The organism is Pseudoalteromonas luteoviolacea NCIMB 1944, assembly GCF_001625565.1.
GTDB lineage: Bacteria > Pseudomonadota > Gammaproteobacteria > Enterobacterales > Alteromonadaceae > Pseudoalteromonas > Pseudoalteromonas luteoviolacea_F.
The window spans coordinates 89,327-107,983 of sequence record NZ_AUXS01000056.1; the positions used below are offsets into that span (position 1 = coordinate 89,327).

19 protein-coding genes are annotated in these 18,657 nt (G+C 39.7%); 14 read left to right on the plus strand and 5 right to left on the minus strand.

Annotated features, from left to right (window positions below):
- The first annotated feature begins 99 nt into the window (after window positions 1-99).
- Window positions 100-645 carry a cytochrome b gene (locus N483_RS20625; RefSeq protein WP_023398341.1) on the plus strand — a complete coding sequence of 182 codons (546 nt, stop codon included), beginning with the start codon at window positions 100-102 and terminating at the stop codon, window positions 643-645.
- A gap of 44 nt (window positions 646-689) precedes the next feature.
- Window positions 690-1,265: a YceI family protein gene (locus N483_RS20630; RefSeq protein WP_023398340.1), complete on the plus strand. Its 576-nt coding sequence runs from the start codon at window positions 690-692 to the stop codon at window positions 1,263-1,265.
- Between the two features lie 108 nt (window positions 1,266-1,373).
- On the opposite strand, the gene N483_RS20635 is transcribed toward N483_RS20630, so the two are convergent.
- On the minus strand, window positions 1,374-1,838 hold the full coding sequence (locus N483_RS20635) for a hypothetical protein (protein ID WP_155250734.1): 465 nt from the start codon (window positions 1,836-1,838) through the stop codon (window positions 1,374-1,376).
- A 362-nt stretch (window positions 1,839-2,200) separates the two neighbouring features.
- Window positions 2,201-2,776, minus strand: coding sequence for a nucleoside deaminase (locus N483_RS20640; RefSeq protein ID WP_419555117.1), 576 nt, complete (start codon window positions 2,774-2,776; stop codon window positions 2,201-2,203).
- A gap of 330 nt (window positions 2,777-3,106) precedes the next feature.
- On the opposite strand from N483_RS20640, the gene N483_RS27095 reads away from it, so the two are divergent.
- From N483_RS27095 to N483_RS20660, 5 genes are all read left to right on the plus strand, one after another.
- On the plus strand, window positions 3,107-3,259 hold the full coding sequence (locus N483_RS27095) for a hypothetical protein (protein WP_023398337.1): 153 nt from the start codon (window positions 3,107-3,109) through the stop codon (window positions 3,257-3,259).
- A 220-nt stretch (window positions 3,260-3,479) separates the two neighbouring features.
- Window positions 3,480-3,797, plus strand: a complete 318-nt coding sequence (locus N483_RS20645; protein WP_023398336.1) for a DUF1330 domain-containing protein — start codon at window positions 3,480-3,482, stop codon at window positions 3,795-3,797.
- Between the two features lie 122 nt (window positions 3,798-3,919).
- A complete protein-coding gene (locus N483_RS20650; RefSeq protein ID WP_023398335.1) occupies window positions 3,920-4,927 on the plus strand; it encodes a DUF2235 domain-containing protein in 1,008 nt (335 codons plus the stop codon).
- Window positions 4,928-5,310: 383 nt separating this feature from the next.
- Entirely contained in the window at window positions 5,311-5,580 is a 270-nt protein-coding gene (locus N483_RS20655; protein WP_063383382.1) for a hypothetical protein, read from the plus strand.
- The gene (locus tag N483_RS20660) at window positions 5,580-5,855 is read left to right on the plus strand and encodes a hypothetical protein (RefSeq protein ID WP_063383383.1); all 276 of its coding nucleotides are present in this window, start codon (window positions 5,580-5,582) and stop codon (window positions 5,853-5,855) included. The genes N483_RS20655 and N483_RS20660 overlap by 1 nt, the downstream gene beginning before the upstream one ends.
- A 251-nt stretch (window positions 5,856-6,106) precedes the next feature.
- On the opposite strand, the gene N483_RS20665 is transcribed toward N483_RS20660, so the two are convergent.
- Window positions 6,107-6,904 (minus strand): tetratricopeptide repeat protein, encoded by a 798-nt coding sequence (locus N483_RS20665; RefSeq protein WP_023398333.1) that lies wholly within the window; start codon window positions 6,902-6,904, stop codon window positions 6,107-6,109.
- A gap of 378 nt (window positions 6,905-7,282) precedes the next feature.
- Here N483_RS20665 and N483_RS20670 point away from each other — a divergent pair, with 378 nt between their 5' ends.
- The 6 genes from N483_RS20670 (at window position 7,283) to N483_RS20695 (ending at window position 14,843) form a co-directional block, all read left to right on the plus strand.
- Window positions 7,283-8,536 carry an efflux RND transporter periplasmic adaptor subunit gene (locus N483_RS20670; protein ID WP_023398332.1) on the plus strand — a complete coding sequence of 418 codons (1,254 nt, stop codon included), beginning with the start codon at window positions 7,283-7,285 and terminating at the stop codon, window positions 8,534-8,536.
- Between the two features lie 18 nt (window positions 8,537-8,554).
- The gene (locus N483_RS20675) at window positions 8,555-9,292 is read left to right on the plus strand and encodes an ABC transporter ATP-binding protein (RefSeq protein ID WP_023398331.1); all 738 of its coding nucleotides are present in this window, start codon (window positions 8,555-8,557) and stop codon (window positions 9,290-9,292) included.
- Window positions 9,289-11,721: an ABC transporter permease gene (locus tag N483_RS20680; RefSeq protein ID WP_023398330.1), complete on the plus strand. Its 2,433-nt coding sequence runs from the start codon at window positions 9,289-9,291 to the stop codon at window positions 11,719-11,721. Before N483_RS20675 ends, N483_RS20680 begins: the two co-directional genes overlap by 4 nt.
- Window positions 11,722-11,790: 69 nt before the next feature.
- Window positions 11,791-13,116 (plus strand): sigma-54-dependent transcriptional regulator, encoded by a 1,326-nt coding sequence (locus N483_RS20685; protein WP_023398329.1) that lies wholly within the window; start codon window positions 11,791-11,793, stop codon window positions 13,114-13,116.
- A 2-nt stretch (window positions 13,117-13,118) separates the two neighbouring features.
- The gene (locus tag N483_RS20690; protein WP_023398328.1) at window positions 13,119-14,429 is read left to right on the plus strand and encodes a sensor histidine kinase; all 1,311 of its coding nucleotides are present in this window, start codon (window positions 13,119-13,121) and stop codon (window positions 14,427-14,429) included.
- 66 nt (window positions 14,430-14,495) lie between these two features.
- Window positions 14,496-14,843, plus strand: coding sequence for a VOC family protein (locus N483_RS20695; protein ID WP_023398327.1), 348 nt, complete (start codon window positions 14,496-14,498; stop codon window positions 14,841-14,843).
- Between the two features lie 210 nt (window positions 14,844-15,053).
- Here the strand turns inward: N483_RS20695 and N483_RS20700 are convergent, their stop codons facing one another.
- Complete coding sequence (locus tag N483_RS20700; RefSeq protein WP_023398326.1) at window positions 15,054-15,755, minus strand: hypothetical protein; 702 nt, start codon at window positions 15,753-15,755, stop codon at window positions 15,054-15,056.
- A gap of 304 nt (window positions 15,756-16,059) precedes the next feature.
- Window positions 16,060-17,058: a ChaN family lipoprotein gene (locus N483_RS20705; RefSeq protein WP_023398325.1), complete on the minus strand. Its 999-nt coding sequence runs from the start codon at window positions 17,056-17,058 to the stop codon at window positions 16,060-16,062.
- Window positions 17,059-17,985: 927 nt separating this feature from the next.
- Between N483_RS20705 and N483_RS20710 the strand changes: the two genes are divergently transcribed.
- The gene (locus N483_RS20710; RefSeq protein ID WP_023398324.1) at window positions 17,986-18,438 is read left to right on the plus strand and encodes a hypothetical protein; all 453 of its coding nucleotides are present in this window, start codon (window positions 17,986-17,988) and stop codon (window positions 18,436-18,438) included.
- The last annotated feature ends 219 nt before the right edge of the window (window positions 18,439-18,657 follow it).

The window sequence follows — 18,657 nt, forward strand, 5'->3', positions numbered from 1 at the left end:
ATATAGTTTTTTGCACATTAGTTCTTTACTTTATGCACTATGCTTTTCGACTGCTACGCGGTAACCTAAGATCAGTAACTTAAAGAAGTAAGGTGTCATATGCTGAAAAACAGCAATCAGAGTTATGGCTGGGTAAGTATCGCAATGCATTGGTTAATGGCTCTGGCGATCTTTTTTATGTTTGGCCTTGGCTTGTATATGGTTGAGTTAACATATTACGACCCGTGGTATAAAGGCTCACTAGATTTGCATAAGTCATTAGGGATTATATTAATGGGGCTGTGGTTGTTCCGTTTTGTGTGGCGATATATAAACACTAAGCCACAGGAGTTACCTGGACCTAAGTTAGAACAGCTCGCGGCACGGATTGGTCATCAAGTATTATATCTTTTGATGTTGCTGTTGCTATTGAGTGGTTACTTTATCTCAACAGCTGACGGTAAACCAATCAGTGTATTTGAGCTATTTGAAGTGCCAGCAGTGCCTTGGTCTTTTGATAATCAAGAAGATATTGTAGGTGATATACATTTTTGGCTTGCATGGGGTTTAATTGGGTTTGTAGCTATTCATATAATGGCTGCGCTAAAACATCAATTTATCAATAAAGATGGCGGTTTAAGCCGCATATTAAAAGTATCTAAATAAAAAGTTTATTTTAAGAATTATAGAAAATTATTAGAGGGCTATATATGAAAAAGCGTATCGTTAGTGCGATTTTAGCAACTGGTTTAGTGATGTCGGGTGTTGCAAACGCCGCGGAATATAAAGTAGATAAAGCGGGAGCACATGCTTTCATCAACTTTAAAATTAAGCACTTAGGGTATAGCTGGTTGACGGGTAGGTTTAACGATTTTGACGGCAAATTTAACTATGACAAAAACAAGCCGAATGATTCAAAAATCAACATTGTGATCAATACGGCAAGTATAGATTCGAACCATGCAGAGCGTGACAAACACCTTCGAGGCAAGGATTTTTTGAACGTTAAACAGTTTCCAAAAGCAACTTTTGAAAGCACAAAGTATGAGCAAGTCAGTGACACAGAAGCAAAGCTGACAGGTTTACTTGAGTTAAACGGTGTTAAAAGAACCATTACTTTCCCAGTCGAAAAAATTGGTGAAGGTAAAGATCCTTGGGGTGGCTACCGTGTAGGCTTCTCTGGTGAAACATCGCTAAAGCTAAAAGATTTTGGGATTGATTATAACCTTGGCCCTGCATCTACGCATGTGACTTTAGAGCTACATATTGAAGGTATTCGCCTGTAAAGGCTGATGCCGAACTGTCAATCAGAGATGATTACTAGTCAACTCTGATTGACAGCACGCCTTTGTGATAACCCCCGTCCAACTGTAAAACCAACTTACTATCAACAATTAGTTTGAGCTCCGTTTAAAAAAGACCATGGACCACACAGGTCCAAAGATAAACCAAAACAAAACAGTAAATACAGGTATCTTAAACCATATGGTTATTGCGTGTGTTTTAGCGGGATCGTCGACTAAAACGACAATTAAGATAAGCAAAACATAAATAATCAACACTGCCAAAATGCATCTAAACCAGAGTTTAAGTTCGTCTAAGACCGCTTGCCAGCCAGTTAAAGCTGTCGGTACCGGAGACGGACCTTGAGAAAACTTGTATGAAAACCATTTATCTACACAGCCAACTAACAGAGGCCCAAATGCAATGGTAAATCCTATATAAGCAGTAGCGAGGCCATGGGCAAATGTTGCGTAGCTACCATTGAGTAGATCATAGATAACAAACATCAATAGCAGCAAATCAATCAGTGGTACACAAGCCAAAATTACAGAGCTTACTTTTCGTTTTCCAAACATGTACCTCACTGCAAAACCGCTTAAAAGCGCAACCCAAAAAGCAATTTCACAACTGATAATTAGAAAATATAGAATGTGGGAGTCAAGTGTCATGTGCTATTACTCAATTAACGATTAATGCATCTTAAGTCGCAAGATATCACAGCTCAATGCGATATAATTGGAATACCCAATAAATGGTTTAACTGAGGTCTATTCGCAGTGTGAATGAGGGTAGCTTAAAGGTATATAAATACCTTTAAGTTTATAACGCTTGAACGAAAGAATATTGTTCTTTTATTGTTGAATATTGAAGTTTAATCGCAGCGAAATTAGCTAGAACCCTTACAAATCAAATTTGAAATAGGTGCGTTTAGTATTCCTTACGATCTAGGTATTGCCGCTAAACCTTGCCAGTCTTCTAGATCTTGGTTTGGTTTTTCTTTTCTAAACTGAGCGTATTGGGCTATACCCATCTGGTCTTCAAGGATGTCGACAATAATTCCTTTTTCTTTCAATAACCCTTCATTGCCACAGGCGTTACTCACGTCGCCAACCACCACACGGTTAAATCCACGCATATATAACAAAGTGGCACATACATCACAGGGACTTAAACTGGTGTATAGGGTCGTCTGAGAAAAGTCTATTCTGCCAGCATCTCTAATCGCAGAAGTTTCACCATGGTTATATGGATGGGACTCTTGCACGAGAGTATTGTGTCCTTTGCCCACAATTTCTTTAGTTTGATTATTGACAATTACTGCGCCAATAGGGCAGCCGCCTTCGTCATAGCTTTTTTTCGCAAGCAACACTGCGACCCGCATATAATCAGAATCACTAAGCCTTGCAGTAAACTCGTTAGACAATAATGTTGATAAACTCGCTGTTGGCATATGAGCAATGATGTTGAGCGAAGTATCATTAATTTGGGTATCGTGTGTAAAGAGTGGCGCTATCATGAGTTTATCCAAAAAAATACAATTACAGTACTATATAAAAGATCATTGAGGAGCAATTGTGAAGGCTGTGACAATAATACTTAGTACAAATTAGCGATTGTGGTAATGGTGTGTTTCTTTCAAGATAGGCCTTGTTTCCTAAATAATTGAACTCCTGACCTTTTGCGTCTTCAGATCACATAAGCCGATAAATGATAATAGACTTAAGCAATAGGGAAAAACTCAAATATAAATGTTGAAAAATAAAGAGCATCAAAATAGTATTGACTTAAAATTAAACAAAAGCACAATAAATCAACACTTTAACAATAAACAAGGAATAGAAAAATGAAACCTGTATTAAAAAAAGCAAACTTAAAAAAACTTGTAGTAGCAGATACACATTTAACCCCACAGGACACAAAAAAGATTGCAGGAGGGGCTGAGTTAAAAGGTATCACTTCCATTTTGATTTTCTGTGATACAGATGTTATTAAATAAACACTTCGGAGGTGGTCCCACCTCCAATCTCCCCCCGAGAAATAGTGTCATAACATTAATGTCAATTAGGCCTAACGCAATGAAAGAATTGGTTAGAGTCAAAGTGATGAATACGACGAGCGAGCTAGGTACGCAATAGCACAACAATAGTAATAAAAACTACCAGGCCAGTGAGTTTGTTTAAACAGTAATGCCGGATTTGTACACAATAGGAAAAAACATGACAGTCTATGAAATGTTAGTAGGTTTAGATGTGAAGGACGATATCTTATATAGTGAATATCGTGAAGCGATGAAACCCATTTTAAGGTCAATGGGTGGAGAGTTCGGATATGACTTCCGTATTGAAGAAGTACTAAAAAGCGAAGTCTCGCAAAACATCAACCGAGTATTTACTATTCGGTTCCCAAATAAAAACGTCATGACATCATTTTTTGATGCGCCAGAGTATCAAGTCGTAAAGGCTAAATATTTTGCGCCATCTGTCAGAGATATCACCATTATTCGCGAGTACGAAGTAGTTGAATCAGACGCGTAGCAGTGAATGCTTAGCGAGTTTGTTTAATTTAAGGTAAAGGTGAAAATTGCCCTTTTTTATCAATGAGTTTAATTGTATCTTAGCGTCAATTCTTAATCGTGCTGATTTAAAAAGGAAAAGTGATGAAAAGATTAGTGTTGTGTATGGATGGGACGTGGAATAAGCCTGCGCAATATGATCGTGGTAAAAGAAAACCAACCAATGTTGTTAAGTTGGCCAGGGGTGTTGAGCAAGTTTGCCCAAATGGCGTTCATCAAGTTGTGTACTATAGTGAAGGCGTTGGTACACATTGGGGAATGGATAAAATTCTCGGAGGCGGTTTTGGCCTCGGTCTATCGCAAAATGTACTGCGTGCCTATCAATTTTTGGTTTTAAATTATCAGCCAGGAGATGAGATTTATGGCTTTGGTTTTAGCCGAGGGGCTTATACTATTCGAAGTGTGATTGGGCTTATCAATAAAATAGGGCTGTTGCCCAAAGATCACGCTTTTTATATGCCAGAGGCTTACAGGCTCTACCGTAATAGGGCATCCGACACAGAAGTTGATGCATTCAAAACAGAGCACAAGTGTACAGACGTATCGATTAAGTTCGTAGGTGTTTGGGATACAGTTGGCGCGCTAGGTTTGCCATTTGACTTTGATTTAATTAATCGTCGCTATCAATTTCATGATGTCAGTCTAACAGACAACATTGAACATGCTTATCACGCTTTGGCAATTGATGAAAAGCGTGGGCCTTTTAAGCCGGCAATTTGGACATTACCAGAAGGTTCAACTCAAACTCTTGAGCAAAAATGGTTTGCAGGTAGTCACAGTAATGTAGGCGGTGGGTACTCTCAAGATGGGCTTGCAAACATCTCACTGCATTGGATTAAAGAGAGAGCGACTGAGCATGGCTTAGTCTTTAATGAACGATTTTTATCTTACTATCGACCCTATCATTTAGATGAATATAGAGATTCGATGAGCTGGGTGTATAAAATTACAGAAAAAATACGCAAATTGGGTGTAGGACAGCGTACCAATGAGTCACTGCACGACAGTGTATATCGGCGCATTTCAGAAAGCGAATGCTACCAGCCGGTGAATGCAATTGAATTTATGGAGAAGGTAAATAATCCCAGCTAACTGCCATATATTTCGTACTCAAACATATCATGAAATTTGATAAATATTAAATAGATACTCCTTGCATATGTATGGGGTATCTAATAATAAACTCGCGTTTATCGCCAGCAATATATTTTTATTCTGCCAGTTAACATCATAATCACGAGTCACTTCACACCTATAATTTTCAGGCAATACCAAAATTTTATTGGGTAAACCTCAGTTATTGCAATTTGAGTTATATTGTTTTTTTTGCAATGAAACTAATTTAAAAAACATTTGAATATTGTATAAAATATATTTACTTGGTTTGAGTGTTTTGTTATTTTTGTTTTCCCGATTTTGGGATGAATTTATTAGCATAGTTAAACATGCTACTTATTGTGTATTTAAGGAAAATTATGACAACTAAGTACTTGGCAGGTGTTGCCTCTATTTTATTCACTGTTAGCGTGCAAGCAGCAACAATGGGCAATTACGTACCTTTTAGCCAGCAAGATTATATTAATAATGGTTACAACGGCCCTGGTGTAAAAGCGCCATTAAATGGTAATCAATTTGACCCTATGGTTTGTATTGATGGCAGACGTGTTCCGGGTGTAGTAAGTGCAGATGGCAACTGCTATGTAGAATACAAAAAAATTGGCGTAACAGTGATTATTCAATTCTAATGGCGCCTAGCGGTGGCTATACATGGAAAAGAATAGGCCGAGGTTACAACTTAACAGGTAAAGAAATCACTGGTGGAGCGCGCGACTCTGGTGAGTATTCTTATCACTGTATGGCAGAAAAGTTTATTAACGGTTATGGTAAAATCAAAGTAGTTGGTAAATATATCCCTAATCAGGATCGTTGTTATTTGACAACTGGTGAAAGGGAAGGAGACAGAACTCATATTGATATTGACTACTGGCGTTCACCTGCTTGGATACTTGTGGCAAACTAACATATTTTCTAAGCAAAGCTATCTCAGCTTTGCTTTTTTACTTTCCTGCTCAAAGGTGAGTACTCATTTTTTAACTTCGAAACTGTGATTTTTTATAATGTATGTTTTTTGATTTGAAAATGTATTGAGTGGGGAGAGTTCGAATTTATGTGTGTTAACTCCAATAAGCTTGCTCTGCACTTTTCAGAGAAAACACACAACTAAAAGATAAAATTAATAAAGGGGGTTTTAGTGTTTGGCTTGAAGCGCCCTTATTGTTCAGTCTCTTTTAGTACGTCAAGTAAGAGTAAATAAGTCTTCTCAAACGCTTCTTTCTCATTCGGGAATTGCTCCATTGTGTCTTTGTATAGACTCGCCGCAGCTTGATATTCTCGAAGTTGAATATAACATTGGCCCATATAGTAGCGAGCAGTAACATTACTAGGATTAATCGATAGAGAGTGATCAAAGTATTTGAGAGCTTCTTGACAGTCGCCAGTATCCATATAAATGAAGGCAATGTTATCAATGGCTTCATAAAACATTGGAAATATATTTAGCGCTTCAAGGTATAAAGATATTGCGTCATTAAACTTTTTTTGCTCACTAAGCGAATATGCTTCTTTATATTTTGTATTTGCTAAAGCGATCAGCTCTTCAACAGTTTGCCCGGTAACATGTGCATATTTTTGGAAGTTACTGTGTTTTAAGTATTCATGGAAGTAGCCGAGCTCGCTTTTTTTCACTGGTTTATTTCCTATTAATTCCCAGTCTTCGGCTAGCGCTTCAGTTGATAAAGGCGTGTGGCCCACTAAAACCCCGAGTTGTTCGACACTTGATTCGGTAGGCTTTTTTTCAGAATGTTGAAAAAAAGTTACATGCAATGTTGTGTCATCAGGGTTGTCACTATCAACATTGATTATTTTCAATGTTTCCCATTTATCTTTTTGTTTTACATAAAAATCCCCTTCTTTGTACTGGGTACTCTTCGGTGTCTCGTGCGCTTCAACGGTGTATACGCACAGTAAGGAGCTAAACAGACAAATGAGCGAGGTAAAAATTTTAGGCATCGGTTTCCTACTAGGTTAGCATCAAATCTTGGTAGGTCGTATGGCAGTGAAAACTGCATTATTGGACCACCCATAAAAAAACAGGGCGCAATGCTAGACTAGCTTGCAGTATAAATAAAGAAACTTTTTGGTAAGCCTACTAAGAGTTTGTTTTCTCGCTACGCATGTGCAATAAGCCATGAGTAATTGAATTACGCTTTTGAAGTGCTGACCTTTCAATAGGGAGCGGTAACAAGCCAGCCATCCCAAAATTGAAACTATCTTCCCAAAAATGGGAAGAGATCTTAGCTATGAAATTAAAAATATTAAATTAAATCAGTAGTTTAATATTGGCATGTAATTCGCCTTAGTGTTTTAAAACAAACACTAAGGTCAAATATGGATATAAAAGCATCCCTTGCTAAAAATAAACAGCGAAAATTTCCGGTTAAATCGCTAGTTTTCGGTGTCACCAGCTGCGCATTCCTGTTCGGTGTCGCATTTATGGATGTGAAGAACGAAGAGGTAGATGCTCCGAGTCTGGTTTTTGCGCAAGTTCAAAGCGGGCAGCTGAGCTTAGCGGTTTCAGGGTACGGTCAATTGCGCTCTAAGCAAAGTCGCTTTATAACAGCAAGTCATCGCTCTCAAGTAGAAGAAATTTTCCATTTACCCGGCAGTCGTGTCAGTCATGATACCGTTATTATGCGCCTTTCTAATCCAGATTTGTTGCAAACCCTCAATCGTAGCCGCCTTGCACTAGCGAGACAAAAAGCCAGTTTTGAAGCGCTCAAGCTCAGTCAACATAGTGCGCTGCTGACCCAAAGAGGACAGCTGACTTTGCTAAAAAGTGAGCTGGCCAATGCACAGATCAGAGAAGAAGCTGAAGCAAAATTGATTGCCAAGGGAATAGTATCGGCCCTTGATCATAAGCGCTCACAACTAGAAGTAAATCAGCTTACTGAGCGCGTCAAGCTTGCACAATTACAGCTGCAACAAACCAAAGCCCTTCACACTCAGCGCTTGCAGATTGAACAAGAGTTAATGAGAGAAGTGGAGTTAAGTTACCAAGCTGCGGATGCCGACGTTCGCAATTTACAAGTTAAAGCCGGAATAGAAGGTATGCTCCAAGAGGTGAATATTGAACAGGGCCAATCGGTACAAGTTGGTGCGCCTTTGGCTTTAGTCGGCAGTGAGATGTCGTTATTGGCTGACCTACAAGTGCCAGAAAAACAAGCTAGTAGGGTACAGGTCGGTCAGCTTGGCATTATCAACACCTTCAGTGGAGAAGTTCAAGCACGTGTTAATCGCATAGACCCAGTTGTTAGAGATGGGCGAATTGCAATTGAGCTTGAGCTAACAGGTACTTTGCCTGACAACGCTCGACCTGAACTGTCAATTGAAGGACGAATCATTACAGAAACAAAGGCTAGCGCGTTATCTCTGCAAAGGCCTAGCTACATAGCGGAACAAAGTACTGCAGCTTTGTACGTTCTCAATGAAGAAACAAATCAACTAGTTAAAACCCCAATAGAGTTTGGTACACTCGCCGGTAACGCCATCGAAATTCGAACTGGTGTAAAGGCCGGCGAGCAAGTTGTGATCTCGGACATGTCCGATTTTAAACATCTCGAAGAAATAAAAATAACTCAATAAATTCAAAAGGACGCAATTATGGCTAATACACCAGTTATCGAGCTAACAGACGTTTCAAAAGTTTACGTCAGTGAAAACGTTGAAACACACGCACTTACTAACATCAATTTAAGTATTTACAAAGGGGACTATGTTGCAATAAGTGGGCCCTCAGGTTGTGGAAAATCTACCCTGTTAAGTTTAATGGGCCTGTTGGACGATATCAGTTCGGGCTCTTATAAAATTGAAGGGGTGGATACTCAGAGTTTGGATGCCGACACCCTTGCAGAGCTGAGAAACTTACATATAGGCTTTATTTTTCAATCGTTTAATTTAATTGATGAGCTGTCTGTCTTTGACAATGTGGCATTGCCTCTTATTTATCGAGAACAGCCCTTGAGCCAATCAGAAATAACACAGCGCGTCAATCACGCTTTGTCTCAAGTCGAAATAGATCACCGGGCCAATCATAAGCCCAATCAACTCTCAGGTGGTCAGCAGCAACGTGTTGCAATAGCAAGGGCATTGGCCGGAGAACCTAGTATCCTCTTAGTTGATGAACCCACGGGAAACTTGGACTCTAAAAATGGTGATGCGGTGATGGCAATACTCGATACGCTGAATGAGCAAGGCACTACTATTTGCATGGTAACGCACGATCCGCGTTACGCGGGTTACGCGAAACAGCAGGTTAAGTTGTTAGATGGATCGGTGTTGCACACTAAGTCTGAAATAAACCACAGTGATAATGCGCCAGCAAAGAGGGAAATAGCATGAATATCATTCGGTTTTCCAACCAACTCAAACTGGCAATTCAGTCCCTTAGACAAGCAAAAGGGTTTTCTGTCGCAATCATACTGACTCTGTCACTTACACTGGCATGTTTCTTTGTAGTAATGAGTTTATTCAGCAATTATTTTATCAAACCTTTAAATGTAGAGCATGAAGAGCGTTTGGTTATTGTCGAGCAAGACAATGTATTTGCAGACAAAAACAGCCCAGGATATCAAAGCTTCCAGTCTATAGAGCAATGGTACAAAACACAGCAAGTATTTGAAAAAGCGGCCGCGGTGAGCACTGGTCAGGAGATTGTGACTAACTTACCTGGTCAGCCAAAATTAGATGTAACTTATGCAACTGATGAGTACTACGAATTATTTAGAGTGCCAGTGATGCTAGGCCGGCATATTGCAAACGTGCAGGTTTTAGACGAAAAAGTGCAGGAGGTGATGATCTCCTACCAAATTTGGCAGCGCTACTTTGACGGAAGTGAACAAGCTATAGGGCAAAGTCTAACGATGGAGGGTATGCAGTTTACCGTTGTTGGTGTGGTTGGACAAAATTATACCGATCCGTTTATGTTCAATGATGGCAAAGCACAAATCTGGTTTAAGTTTAGCGCGGATAGACGTTATTTCCGAGAGGAAGATCCAAGCCCTTGGTACAATTTATTTGGCACACTTAAATTAATTGGTGTTTTAAAACCGGGCGAAACCAACGCCACTGCAAAAACGCATTTGCATCAATCACTGCAAGAGATAAAAGCGCAATGGGTAGAGGGTTTCCCAAACATCGTTGACTTAGTGCCCATTGTAACGAGTTTTCGCAAAGCTGAATTAGGTGACAACAACAAACTCGCGATTTTGTTGCTAGCGGGTGTTACGGGTTTGCTATTAATTGCACTTTTAAATGTCAGTAATTTATTTGTCTCAAGGGCTGTTGTGAAACACAAGCAACTCGCTCTTCAAGCGGTTTTAGGCGCAAAGCGTCGTGTATTGTTTCAAAGTATTTTATTGGAAACTTCGGTTTTAATGACTGCGTCTGTGCTGGTGGCATTGTTTTTAGCTGCATGGGGGATAAAGCTCTTTGTTTCTTTAAGCACTGGCTTTTTACCTTTAATCTCTGATCTATCATTGGACAGCACGGTATTGCTCAGTGCTTTACTTGTATGCGTTCTATTAGCTTGGCTATTTGCATTTATCACAAGTCGCCTTATTAACTTTACCAAATTGCGTGCTCAGATTCAGTCATCTGGCAAAGGGGCTGTCAGCCAAGTAAGCGCAACGACAGTGAAGATGATGGTTGCAGTGCAGCTGTTTTTAGCTTCAACTTTGGTCATTGGCGCAACGATGGTGCTTAGCAAAACGCTAGAGACACTAAATCGTCCACTAGGAAGTAAAACAGAAAACTTCTATGCGGTGCACCTATTTATTCAAGATATGGAAGAAAGCATTGCTGAGCGTTATCGATTTATTGAAGCGTATAGAGAGGCGCTATACAAAATAGATGGCGTCGCAAAAGTGGCCCATGGCAGTAGTCCAGTGCAGTACAATACTCGAGCCAGTACAGTTACTGATATGGCAGGAAACGAAAGTGTGTTTATCCCCCAAGCTTGGGTTGGTATGGACTATTTTGATGTTACTGGATTAAAAATCATTGAAGGGCGCACCTTTAGTGAAGCGGCCATGCGTGGAGAAAAACATGAGTTTTTAGTGACAAAAGCGGTCAACGATTTACTCAAGCCTGGTGGAAGTTTGATTGGCGAAACTTTTATGAGCTTTGACCCAGACAATCCAGTTGAGGTGGTTGGCATAACAGAAAACTTTAATCACCCTAGATCATTTGGCAGACACCAAGGACGTCATTTTTGGTGGGCATCTCAGCCTTATGCTTTTCCATATATCGTCAAGATGGAAGAAGGGAAAAGCTTAAGCCGAGAGACATTGTTTACGGCGGCTCGAAGCGTAGATCAACGTACAGGCATATGGCGCTTAACCAATTTGGAAAAAGAGTACGGGCTTATGACACATATGGAGCGGATCACACGAAACTTATGTATTTTGCTCGCATTGTTTACGTTAGTGTTAGCGGGTGTTGGTATCTATGGTGTGCTGAGTTATAACCTAGGGCTACGTCGCTATGAATTAGGCATACGTATGGCATTAGGCGCAAAAAGCAAAAGATTGTATCGAGAGCTATTTCAGGACACTATTGTCCCATTGGCACTTGCTTTCGTCTTAGCGGTCCTGCTCTGTGTAGTAGGTTACACGTTTTTTGTAGAACAAATTAGCGACTATATGTTGGTTAACCCTCTGTGGTTGACGGCGGTAAGTACAGGAATTGCGGTATTTGCGTTATTCGCAACTTTATACCCGATGAGCAAAATATTGGGTGCGAAACCGATGGCGTCATTACGTCAAGAGTAATACGTAGTGGACTTAGGCGTAGATCCTAAGTCCGCTTTCCAAACAATAATTGATGATTAGTAAGGAAATATGAAAACAGTTTTAATTGTGGATGATTTAATTGATGTTCGCCTCAGTGCACGGATCGTGCTTGAAAGTCATGGTTTTCATTGTTTAGAAGCTCAGCACCCGAGTGCTGCAATGACTAGCTTGGAGCAAAATCAGATAGATTTGATATTGCTGGATATGAATTTTAGCCAAGATACTACTTCAGGACAGGAAGGATTGGCTTTTTTATCTAAACTTCAATCGCTCAACTATACCATCCCAGTTATCGTAATCACGGCATGGGCCAAAATAGACTTAGCAGTGCAAGCTATGCAAAAGGGGGCTTGTGACTTTATCGAAAAACCTTGGAAAAATGCGCGTTTATTAGAAGCGGTGCAAGGAGCAACGATACAAATAGATTCGCAGCAAACCACATCTACACAGTCACGATTTTTGGCTTTTAGTACGCAGAGTAAGCAACTTCTAGAAAAAGCGCAGCGCATTGCAAAAACACAAGCGAATATATTGATCACCGGTGAAAACGGTACTGGAAAAAGCCTGCTAGCTGAATATATTCATGATGAAAGTTTGCGAGCAAGTCACGAGATGATCAGTGTGAACATGGCTGCGATACCTGAAAACTTATTCGAAAGTGAGTTGTTTGGTCATAAGAAAGGGGCTTTTACAGATGCGAAAGAAAATCGTACTGGCCGATTTACACTCGCCAATGACTCAAGTTTGTTTCTAGATGAAGTTGGTTGTTTGCCCATAGCTTTGCAAGCAAAACTGTTACGAGTACTGGAAAGTGGAGAATATGAAGAAGTCGGGTGTTCGACATCAAAGCGCAGCAATGCTCGAGTAATTTCAGCAACCAATGCTGATTTAAATAAGCTCATCGCGCAGGGCGAGTTTAGGCGTGACTTGTTATTCCGTCTCAATACTTTGGTGATAGAGCTGCCGCCGTTGCGAGAGCGTTTGGATGAAATAGCAGCTTTTGCTGAGTATTTCATTGCAAAACACATGAATAAATATGGTCGTACGGATGTGGCGTTGAGTGAACAAGCCCACAAAAAGCTAAAATCTTATCATTGGCCAGGGAATATGAGGGAATTATCTCATGTATTAGAGCGGGCAGTGATCATGGCAGATACTAACGTTATTCAAGCTCAAGATGTGCAAATTCAACCCAGTGACGAAACATTATTGCCATTGCCTTTGATGACATTAGAACAAGCAGAAAAAAAACTGATCCTCAACGCGATAGATCACTTTGATGGTAATGTTGTTAGAGCGGGAGAGTTTTTAGGTTTGAGTAAATCTGCAATTTATCGTCGCGTGGATAAGTTTAACATTCAGGTAAAAGACTAAAAATGAAAATCCAGCCAGCCTCTTTGGAGAGCAGCCTAATTTGGTTGTTTTTCGTACCTCTTTGCACCATCACTCTGTTTGCCGTTTGGACTTCTATTAACTTAGCGTTGGATACACTAACGTCTTTCACTTTGATATTGGCTGTCTTGTTACCGAGTTTGTTTGCACTGTATAAAGCTTACCAGCGAATATTTAGGTGCTTAGAGGGCGTCGCGGTGCAACTGGACGGATTGGCAAATGAAGAGTTTACGGTATGGCATCTAGCTAAGTATAAAAAAGGACGCGTTGCACAGATTAAAGTCGACCTCAAGACGATAGCAGAGCGCATGAAAAACAAACGGCAAGAGTATTTGCAGAATGAGACTTTTATCTTTGATTTTATCAATGAACTAGACTTGCCGATAGTGGTGCTCGATCACCACTATCATGTTTATCATCACAATAGGGCGGCTGAGGCGTTTTACAATGGTAAAAATATCACAGGATTTAGTACCGCTCAGTTGGAACTGGAACAAGTGCAAGGTAGATGGCAAACTTTAAAGCAAAATCAAAGGTTTAAAGTTGTTGAACACAGTTTGTATCGAGGTCAAAGAAAGTACCAATTGATGGTGTACGTATCCATAGAGCAATCATTGCGACGCAATGAGCAGCAAGCTTGGCAAAAACTCGTGCGAGTCCTCAACCATGAAGTTAGAAACTCATTGACGCCTATTTACTCAATGGCTCAGTCATTAAAAGAGCTGCCAAATCAATCGAACGAAGCGCTCAAAGATACTATGTTGAATGTGATTGAAAAGCGCTCAGAACATTTACTAAGCTTTGTTGCTAACTATTCGAAGTTGTCTCAATTACCCGTTCCACAAAAGAGCTACATCACTGCTTCTGGTTTGTTGCTGCGTTTGCAGGCCTTATTTCCCACAGTTTCCGTTAAGCTGCTTACTGGGCAAAATTTATCTCTATTTTGTGACGTTGAACAATTGGAACAAGCACTGTTGAATCTGGTCAAAAATGCACAACAAGCCAATGAGGTAATAGGCTCTCAAAGGGTGGAGTTGACACTGAGCTTACAAAACGAAGGTTGTCAAATTGACGTTTTAGACAATGGTGAAGGGGTCAGCAATACTGACAATTTATTTACGCCTTTTTATTCAACAAAAGAGCAAGGTAATGGAATTGGCTTGGTACTGAGCAGAGAAATTATTCGTGCACAAGGGGGAGAATTAACTCTAAATAGCAGAACCGATGCTGACGGAGCTGTTGCACGTATCGAGTTACCAAATCAGGTTAAAGAATCTGACACTATTTCGTCTTAATAGTATATAGCACCTTATATTTAGCCAGAACTAGATACTGATATAACTTGGCCAGTCGGAGCACAAATGAAACTTGCAGCAATTCGAATACCCTGTCAAAACCTCAAAGATGCACAAGCCTTTTATGTAGATAAATTGGGATTAAATCCCGCATTCGGATCGCCTTCTGAAGGTTTTGTTGGCATGCAACTGCAAAACGTTCAATTGATTTTGGAGCCACAAGAGCAAGGCGAGTTTGAATGTGGACGATACCTTGGCTTTAGTCTCGCCGTCGAAGACATAAATACCTTCTATAGCGAGGCTTGTGCGCGAGGTGTATTGTTCTCGAACAAACCAGAAAAACAAAGCTGGGGCGGTATTATGACTCATATGTATGACAACAGTGGAAATATCTTTTCGGTCATTGAAGTTTAAAAAGTAACTATATTTCAAGTAACAAAACTAGCAGAGCATCTACAGTTATCACTGCGGCCCTAAACTCTCTAGAACTAAATGTGTTTCGCTTCGTCAGTGGGGTGCTAAAAGTATGGGAGTCATAGTGAACCGTTTACTCAACTTGCCTGATTTTTAATAGATGTTTTAATGGCACAATGTAAGTGTGCCATTGGCTCTATTGGTTGTTGCTTATAGTTTTGGGGTGGCTTCAATATGTGATGTTAGTTTTGTGGCAACTTCACTTAAACCGGCGTTAATTGCTTTTAGTTCTGCTTTTCTCAAGGTCTCGTAAAAATTTAACTCTTCAGCATTTCTATTTACAGTATATTGTTTGGTTGAGGTGAGTGTAAATGGCACAATTCCTGTTCTTGTGTCTATCAACACAGCTTCAGTAGAGCAATATGAACGCACTCGGTCTTGTTCAAAAAATCGAAGCTGTTTAAAGTTATCACATCCATTTTTGTAAACTAAAATAAGGTCCGCTTGATAACGGGCCGCAGCTTCTCGTAAAAAGGGAACGGTTTTTTGCTCTGGTAACAATAATGTTGGTAGGAAAGAAGCGTCGTATATCCTATGTGAGCTTTTCAGCTTATCAATAAAGTGCGTAATCATCTCATTGTCTATTTGCACGAATTCTTGTGAGCGCATTCGTGAATTTTTTGGGGTCGATAAATTGATAATGGCGATACGATTTACATGAGGCAGTGAAATTCGATGAGCTAGCGCTTGTTTGATTTGAGCATCGCTCATACTAGGACCGTCATTCGAAAATAAGCTCACGGCTGATTGCGGCGCATTGGTTTCCATCTGATAGTCTGATGGCCTGTGTGTAGAAGATGTTGAGCAGCCTGACGCAAGTAGTACGCCCAGAACAACAGCTATATATTTCATTGTTTTCCTAGAGTTTAATTTATTATCCTCTCACAGTATGTCGGTTGCTATCTTAATGACAGATTAATCTGTGCTTAACAAAGTAATCTTGCAGTTCAGCATCGAATACAATAAACAAGGCGCACGGGCAGGAAGAATTGAGCCGTTTTTATGAGGTGTTACTGTGGTTTGTTTCGTGTGGGTGAGATATCTGACAATCCAAATATCCGCTTTTTGATAGAAAGCTAACCATTGGCAAAATGCTGACTATTTAAAAATAATAAAAAAACTCAAGCCTATTCACTTGAGTCTCATATACCTGTGATCACAGCTCACATTGCGTTTCTTTGCGCTTTTTCATCATTTCTTTGATAGCTTTATTTAAGTTTTCTTTTTTTATATAACGTTCTGGAAGTGCTTTTATGGTGTATATAAAATCACCCGTGCTCCAATCAATTGCATCATCGAGAAATTGCGGGCTGACCACAGCAATATTGAGTTTCGGGTCCAGTCGCTTCAACGCATCAACAGTACCAAGATGATAGTTGCTATGAAATGCACCATTGAAGTGAATAACACGGCTTGCTGGGTTTGATTTGAGCGCATTGTAAATAGACTCTGCCATTGTATTATCGCGAGCTAGTTGGGCGTAAAAACTATTGCTTAACTTCACTGGACCCGACTTTTTATCAGCTTTTGGACCATGGTGACTCATCGCTTCAATAAACTTGTCTTGATATGCCTGTGAGCTGGTGGTGATATCTTTTGCAACCCAGTTTTGGTGCTGTTTATCAAAGGTGTTTATATATTCAGGCCCTTTGCGCGCGACGCAACGCACAATGCTCAATGGCGTATTGGCAGCGACAGTTGTCAGTTTGTATTGTTTGGCAAATTCAACCAAGGGGCGATAGTCACTTTGGTAGTTATCCCACGCATTGGCTTGTTTTATTAGAGTTTGCTCTCCAATTTCATTATTTATGTACTGCTCCAGCACATCTTGTTTATCACGTGTAAATTGCTCAAAGCTCAGTATTAAGTTTGGATTTTGTTGATATATCAAGGGTAGTAAATCGGCTTGAAGGCGGTGAGAAGCACTGTGGGTGTGATATTCACCCACAAAGATCACGTCGGCGTTGTTTAGGTGTGATCCGAGTTTTTTAATATCGATTTGCTGCTTGTTATTTGCATCGTATAAAGTGTAATCGTGCAGCGTAACAATGCTGTGTGAGTGCGTTTTATCTTGGTGTGTGGTAACGCAACCTTGCATCAACAACGTTGAAGTAGTTAGCAATAGAGCTGCTTTTAAGTGCATTGTTTTTATCATGAAAATTCCGATGTTCTAATAAATTCCAGAAACCGATATTCAATTGAATATCATGGTAATGATAACTGTTCTCATTACAGGTGTCGAGCTTGGCTGGTTGTGCGGTTATATCGTTGCTTTCTACATAACTTATTGAAAATGATTAATTTAATATCCGTAGTGGATAGAACTAACAGTATTCAATTAAAATAGGGATTTAAATTTTGAAGAATGTTTTATTATCGTCGCTACTTTTGTCGACACTTGTCAGTCAAAAAACGCTTTAAATCATTGTCCTAAACTACTGAATAGCTTATCGATTAAAAGTCATTAAGCTATTCGTAATAGGCTTGAATTGTCTTTTGCTCTTCTCGCCAAAATTGAGCCTATCTTAGTCGAGCAATTTGCAACCTCATTAAGTGCCGCCTAGAAGGCCACCTTTCGCCATGTAATTCACAGTTATTTCGCGGCACTAAACAGTCGCCCGTAAGTCACTTTTTTATAACGAGTAATCTTATAGTGATGCTGTTTCACTCGAAGATATTGTTTTGCATAAATTGGGATTATTCATTGAGAACCTTGTTAAATTACTGTAGGTTTTTGTTTTGAGATTTATGTTCTGATAAATCAATTGCATATCATATTATCTTATATTTTAAAACCTTATATTTTTCAATTTACTGTTGCTTTGGTTGACTTTTTCGCAGTGGTGGTGTCATTTTATTTCGGTCTCTGTTTCTGCACACTGGAAAAAATATGGTGAGTAGTAATGAGGGGCTATAAAAATTGAGCCTTATAGCGCAATTGCAGTTTTTTAAGTTCGTGATTTTAACTTTTGGAGTTAATTAGATTTCACTTTTTAAAATTTATATTTGCATTTTGTGATATTGGCTTGGTGGCTAAATAAAAAGCAATGAATTAAAAAAATATTAAAGGATGATTTGTAAAATGAAAAAACTTACTTTACTTGCAGCATTGGGTTTGGGTATGGCCAGTGTATCAGCACAAGCCGCTGTGGTTGAATGTTTGATAAGTGGTACACCTACACCTCAAGAGTTTACGCCTCAGTTTTGCTCTAGCCAAGCTAGCTCACCTGCGACCGAGGTCATATTTAGGCTCACGTCGAGTAAGCCAATCGCAGAAGTAACGTGGAATTATAGTGGTACTTCTGGCCGTTGGGATTGCAGAAAAGGACAATACTGTGTATTTAGCAATAGCACAAGAGAGCCAAGTGGCAGTGCAGAAGCATGTGCAACACGTGTTCTTTACAAAGATGGTACATGGGAAAACTTAAACTCTTGTGCATACGGCATGTTCTGGTATGGCAGCGGTCCTGTGATCACGCCGTTCACACATGATGTAACTGAAGAGCAATTAAACGCAAGTTCAGAGCAATTTTAATTAAGTTAAACACATAGATTTATTGTTTAACTTTTCAAATTAAATAGCACTTTTAGTGCTATTTAATTTCGAGTTCTCTTCTCCCACATTGGTTACTTCCCTTGGAGGAGAGCGCTAGGAGTCTTTGGCAACAATTTCATCATTGCAATCAAGTCTATTCATAAGCACAACCTTCTACCATTCGGCTAACGTTTCGTCTTAATGTGCGAAGCAAATTAT

What these genes read in the sequence shown, in the direction of transcription:
- N483_RS20685 (WP_023398329.1), top strand. Translation starts at nt 11,791, where the DNA reads ATGAAAACAGTTTTAATTGTGGATGATTTAATTGATGTTCGCCTCAGT.
- N483_RS20680 (WP_023398330.1), top strand. Translation starts at nt 9,289, where the DNA reads ATGAATATCATTCGGTTTTCCAACCAACTCAAACTGGCAATTCAGTCC.
- N483_RS20660 (WP_063383383.1), top strand. Translation starts at nt 5,580, where the DNA reads ATGGCGCCTAGCGGTGGCTATACATGGAAAAGAATAGGCCGAGGTTAC.
- N483_RS20670 (WP_023398332.1), top strand. Translation starts at nt 7,283, where the DNA reads ATGGATATAAAAGCATCCCTTGCTAAAAATAAACAGCGAAAATTTCCG.
- N483_RS20665 (WP_023398333.1), bottom strand. Translation starts at nt 6,904, where the DNA reads ATGCCTAAAATTTTTACCTCGCTCATTTGTCTGTTTAGCTCCTTACTG.
- N483_RS20630 (WP_023398340.1), top strand. Translation starts at nt 690, where the DNA reads ATGAAAAAGCGTATCGTTAGTGCGATTTTAGCAACTGGTTTAGTGATG.
- N483_RS20700 (WP_023398326.1), bottom strand. Translation starts at nt 15,755, where the DNA reads ATGAAATATATAGCTGTTGTTCTGGGCGTACTACTTGCGTCAGGCTGC.
- N483_RS20675 (WP_023398331.1), top strand. Translation starts at nt 8,555, where the DNA reads ATGGCTAATACACCAGTTATCGAGCTAACAGACGTTTCAAAAGTTTAC.
- N483_RS20645 (WP_023398336.1), top strand. Translation starts at nt 3,480, where the DNA reads ATGACAGTCTATGAAATGTTAGTAGGTTTAGATGTGAAGGACGATATC.
- N483_RS20690 (WP_023398328.1), top strand. Translation starts at nt 13,119, where the DNA reads ATGAAAATCCAGCCAGCCTCTTTGGAGAGCAGCCTAATTTGGTTGTTT.
- N483_RS20635 (WP_155250734.1), bottom strand. Translation starts at nt 1,838, where the DNA reads ATGTTTGGAAAACGAAAAGTAAGCTCTGTAATTTTGGCTTGTGTACCA.
- N483_RS20625 (WP_023398341.1), top strand. Translation starts at nt 100, where the DNA reads ATGCTGAAAAACAGCAATCAGAGTTATGGCTGGGTAAGTATCGCAATG.
- N483_RS20710 (WP_023398324.1), top strand. Translation starts at nt 17,986, where the DNA reads ATGAAAAAACTTACTTTACTTGCAGCATTGGGTTTGGGTATGGCCAGT.
- N483_RS20650 (WP_023398335.1), top strand. Translation starts at nt 3,920, where the DNA reads ATGAAAAGATTAGTGTTGTGTATGGATGGGACGTGGAATAAGCCTGCG.
- N483_RS27095 (WP_023398337.1), top strand. Translation starts at nt 3,107, where the DNA reads ATGAAACCTGTATTAAAAAAAGCAAACTTAAAAAAACTTGTAGTAGCA.
- N483_RS20695 (WP_023398327.1), top strand. Translation starts at nt 14,496, where the DNA reads ATGAAACTTGCAGCAATTCGAATACCCTGTCAAAACCTCAAAGATGCA.
- N483_RS20655 (WP_063383382.1), top strand. Translation starts at nt 5,311, where the DNA reads ATGACAACTAAGTACTTGGCAGGTGTTGCCTCTATTTTATTCACTGTT.
- N483_RS20705 (WP_023398325.1), bottom strand. Translation starts at nt 17,058, where the DNA reads ATGATAAAAACAATGCACTTAAAAGCAGCTCTATTGCTAACTACTTCA.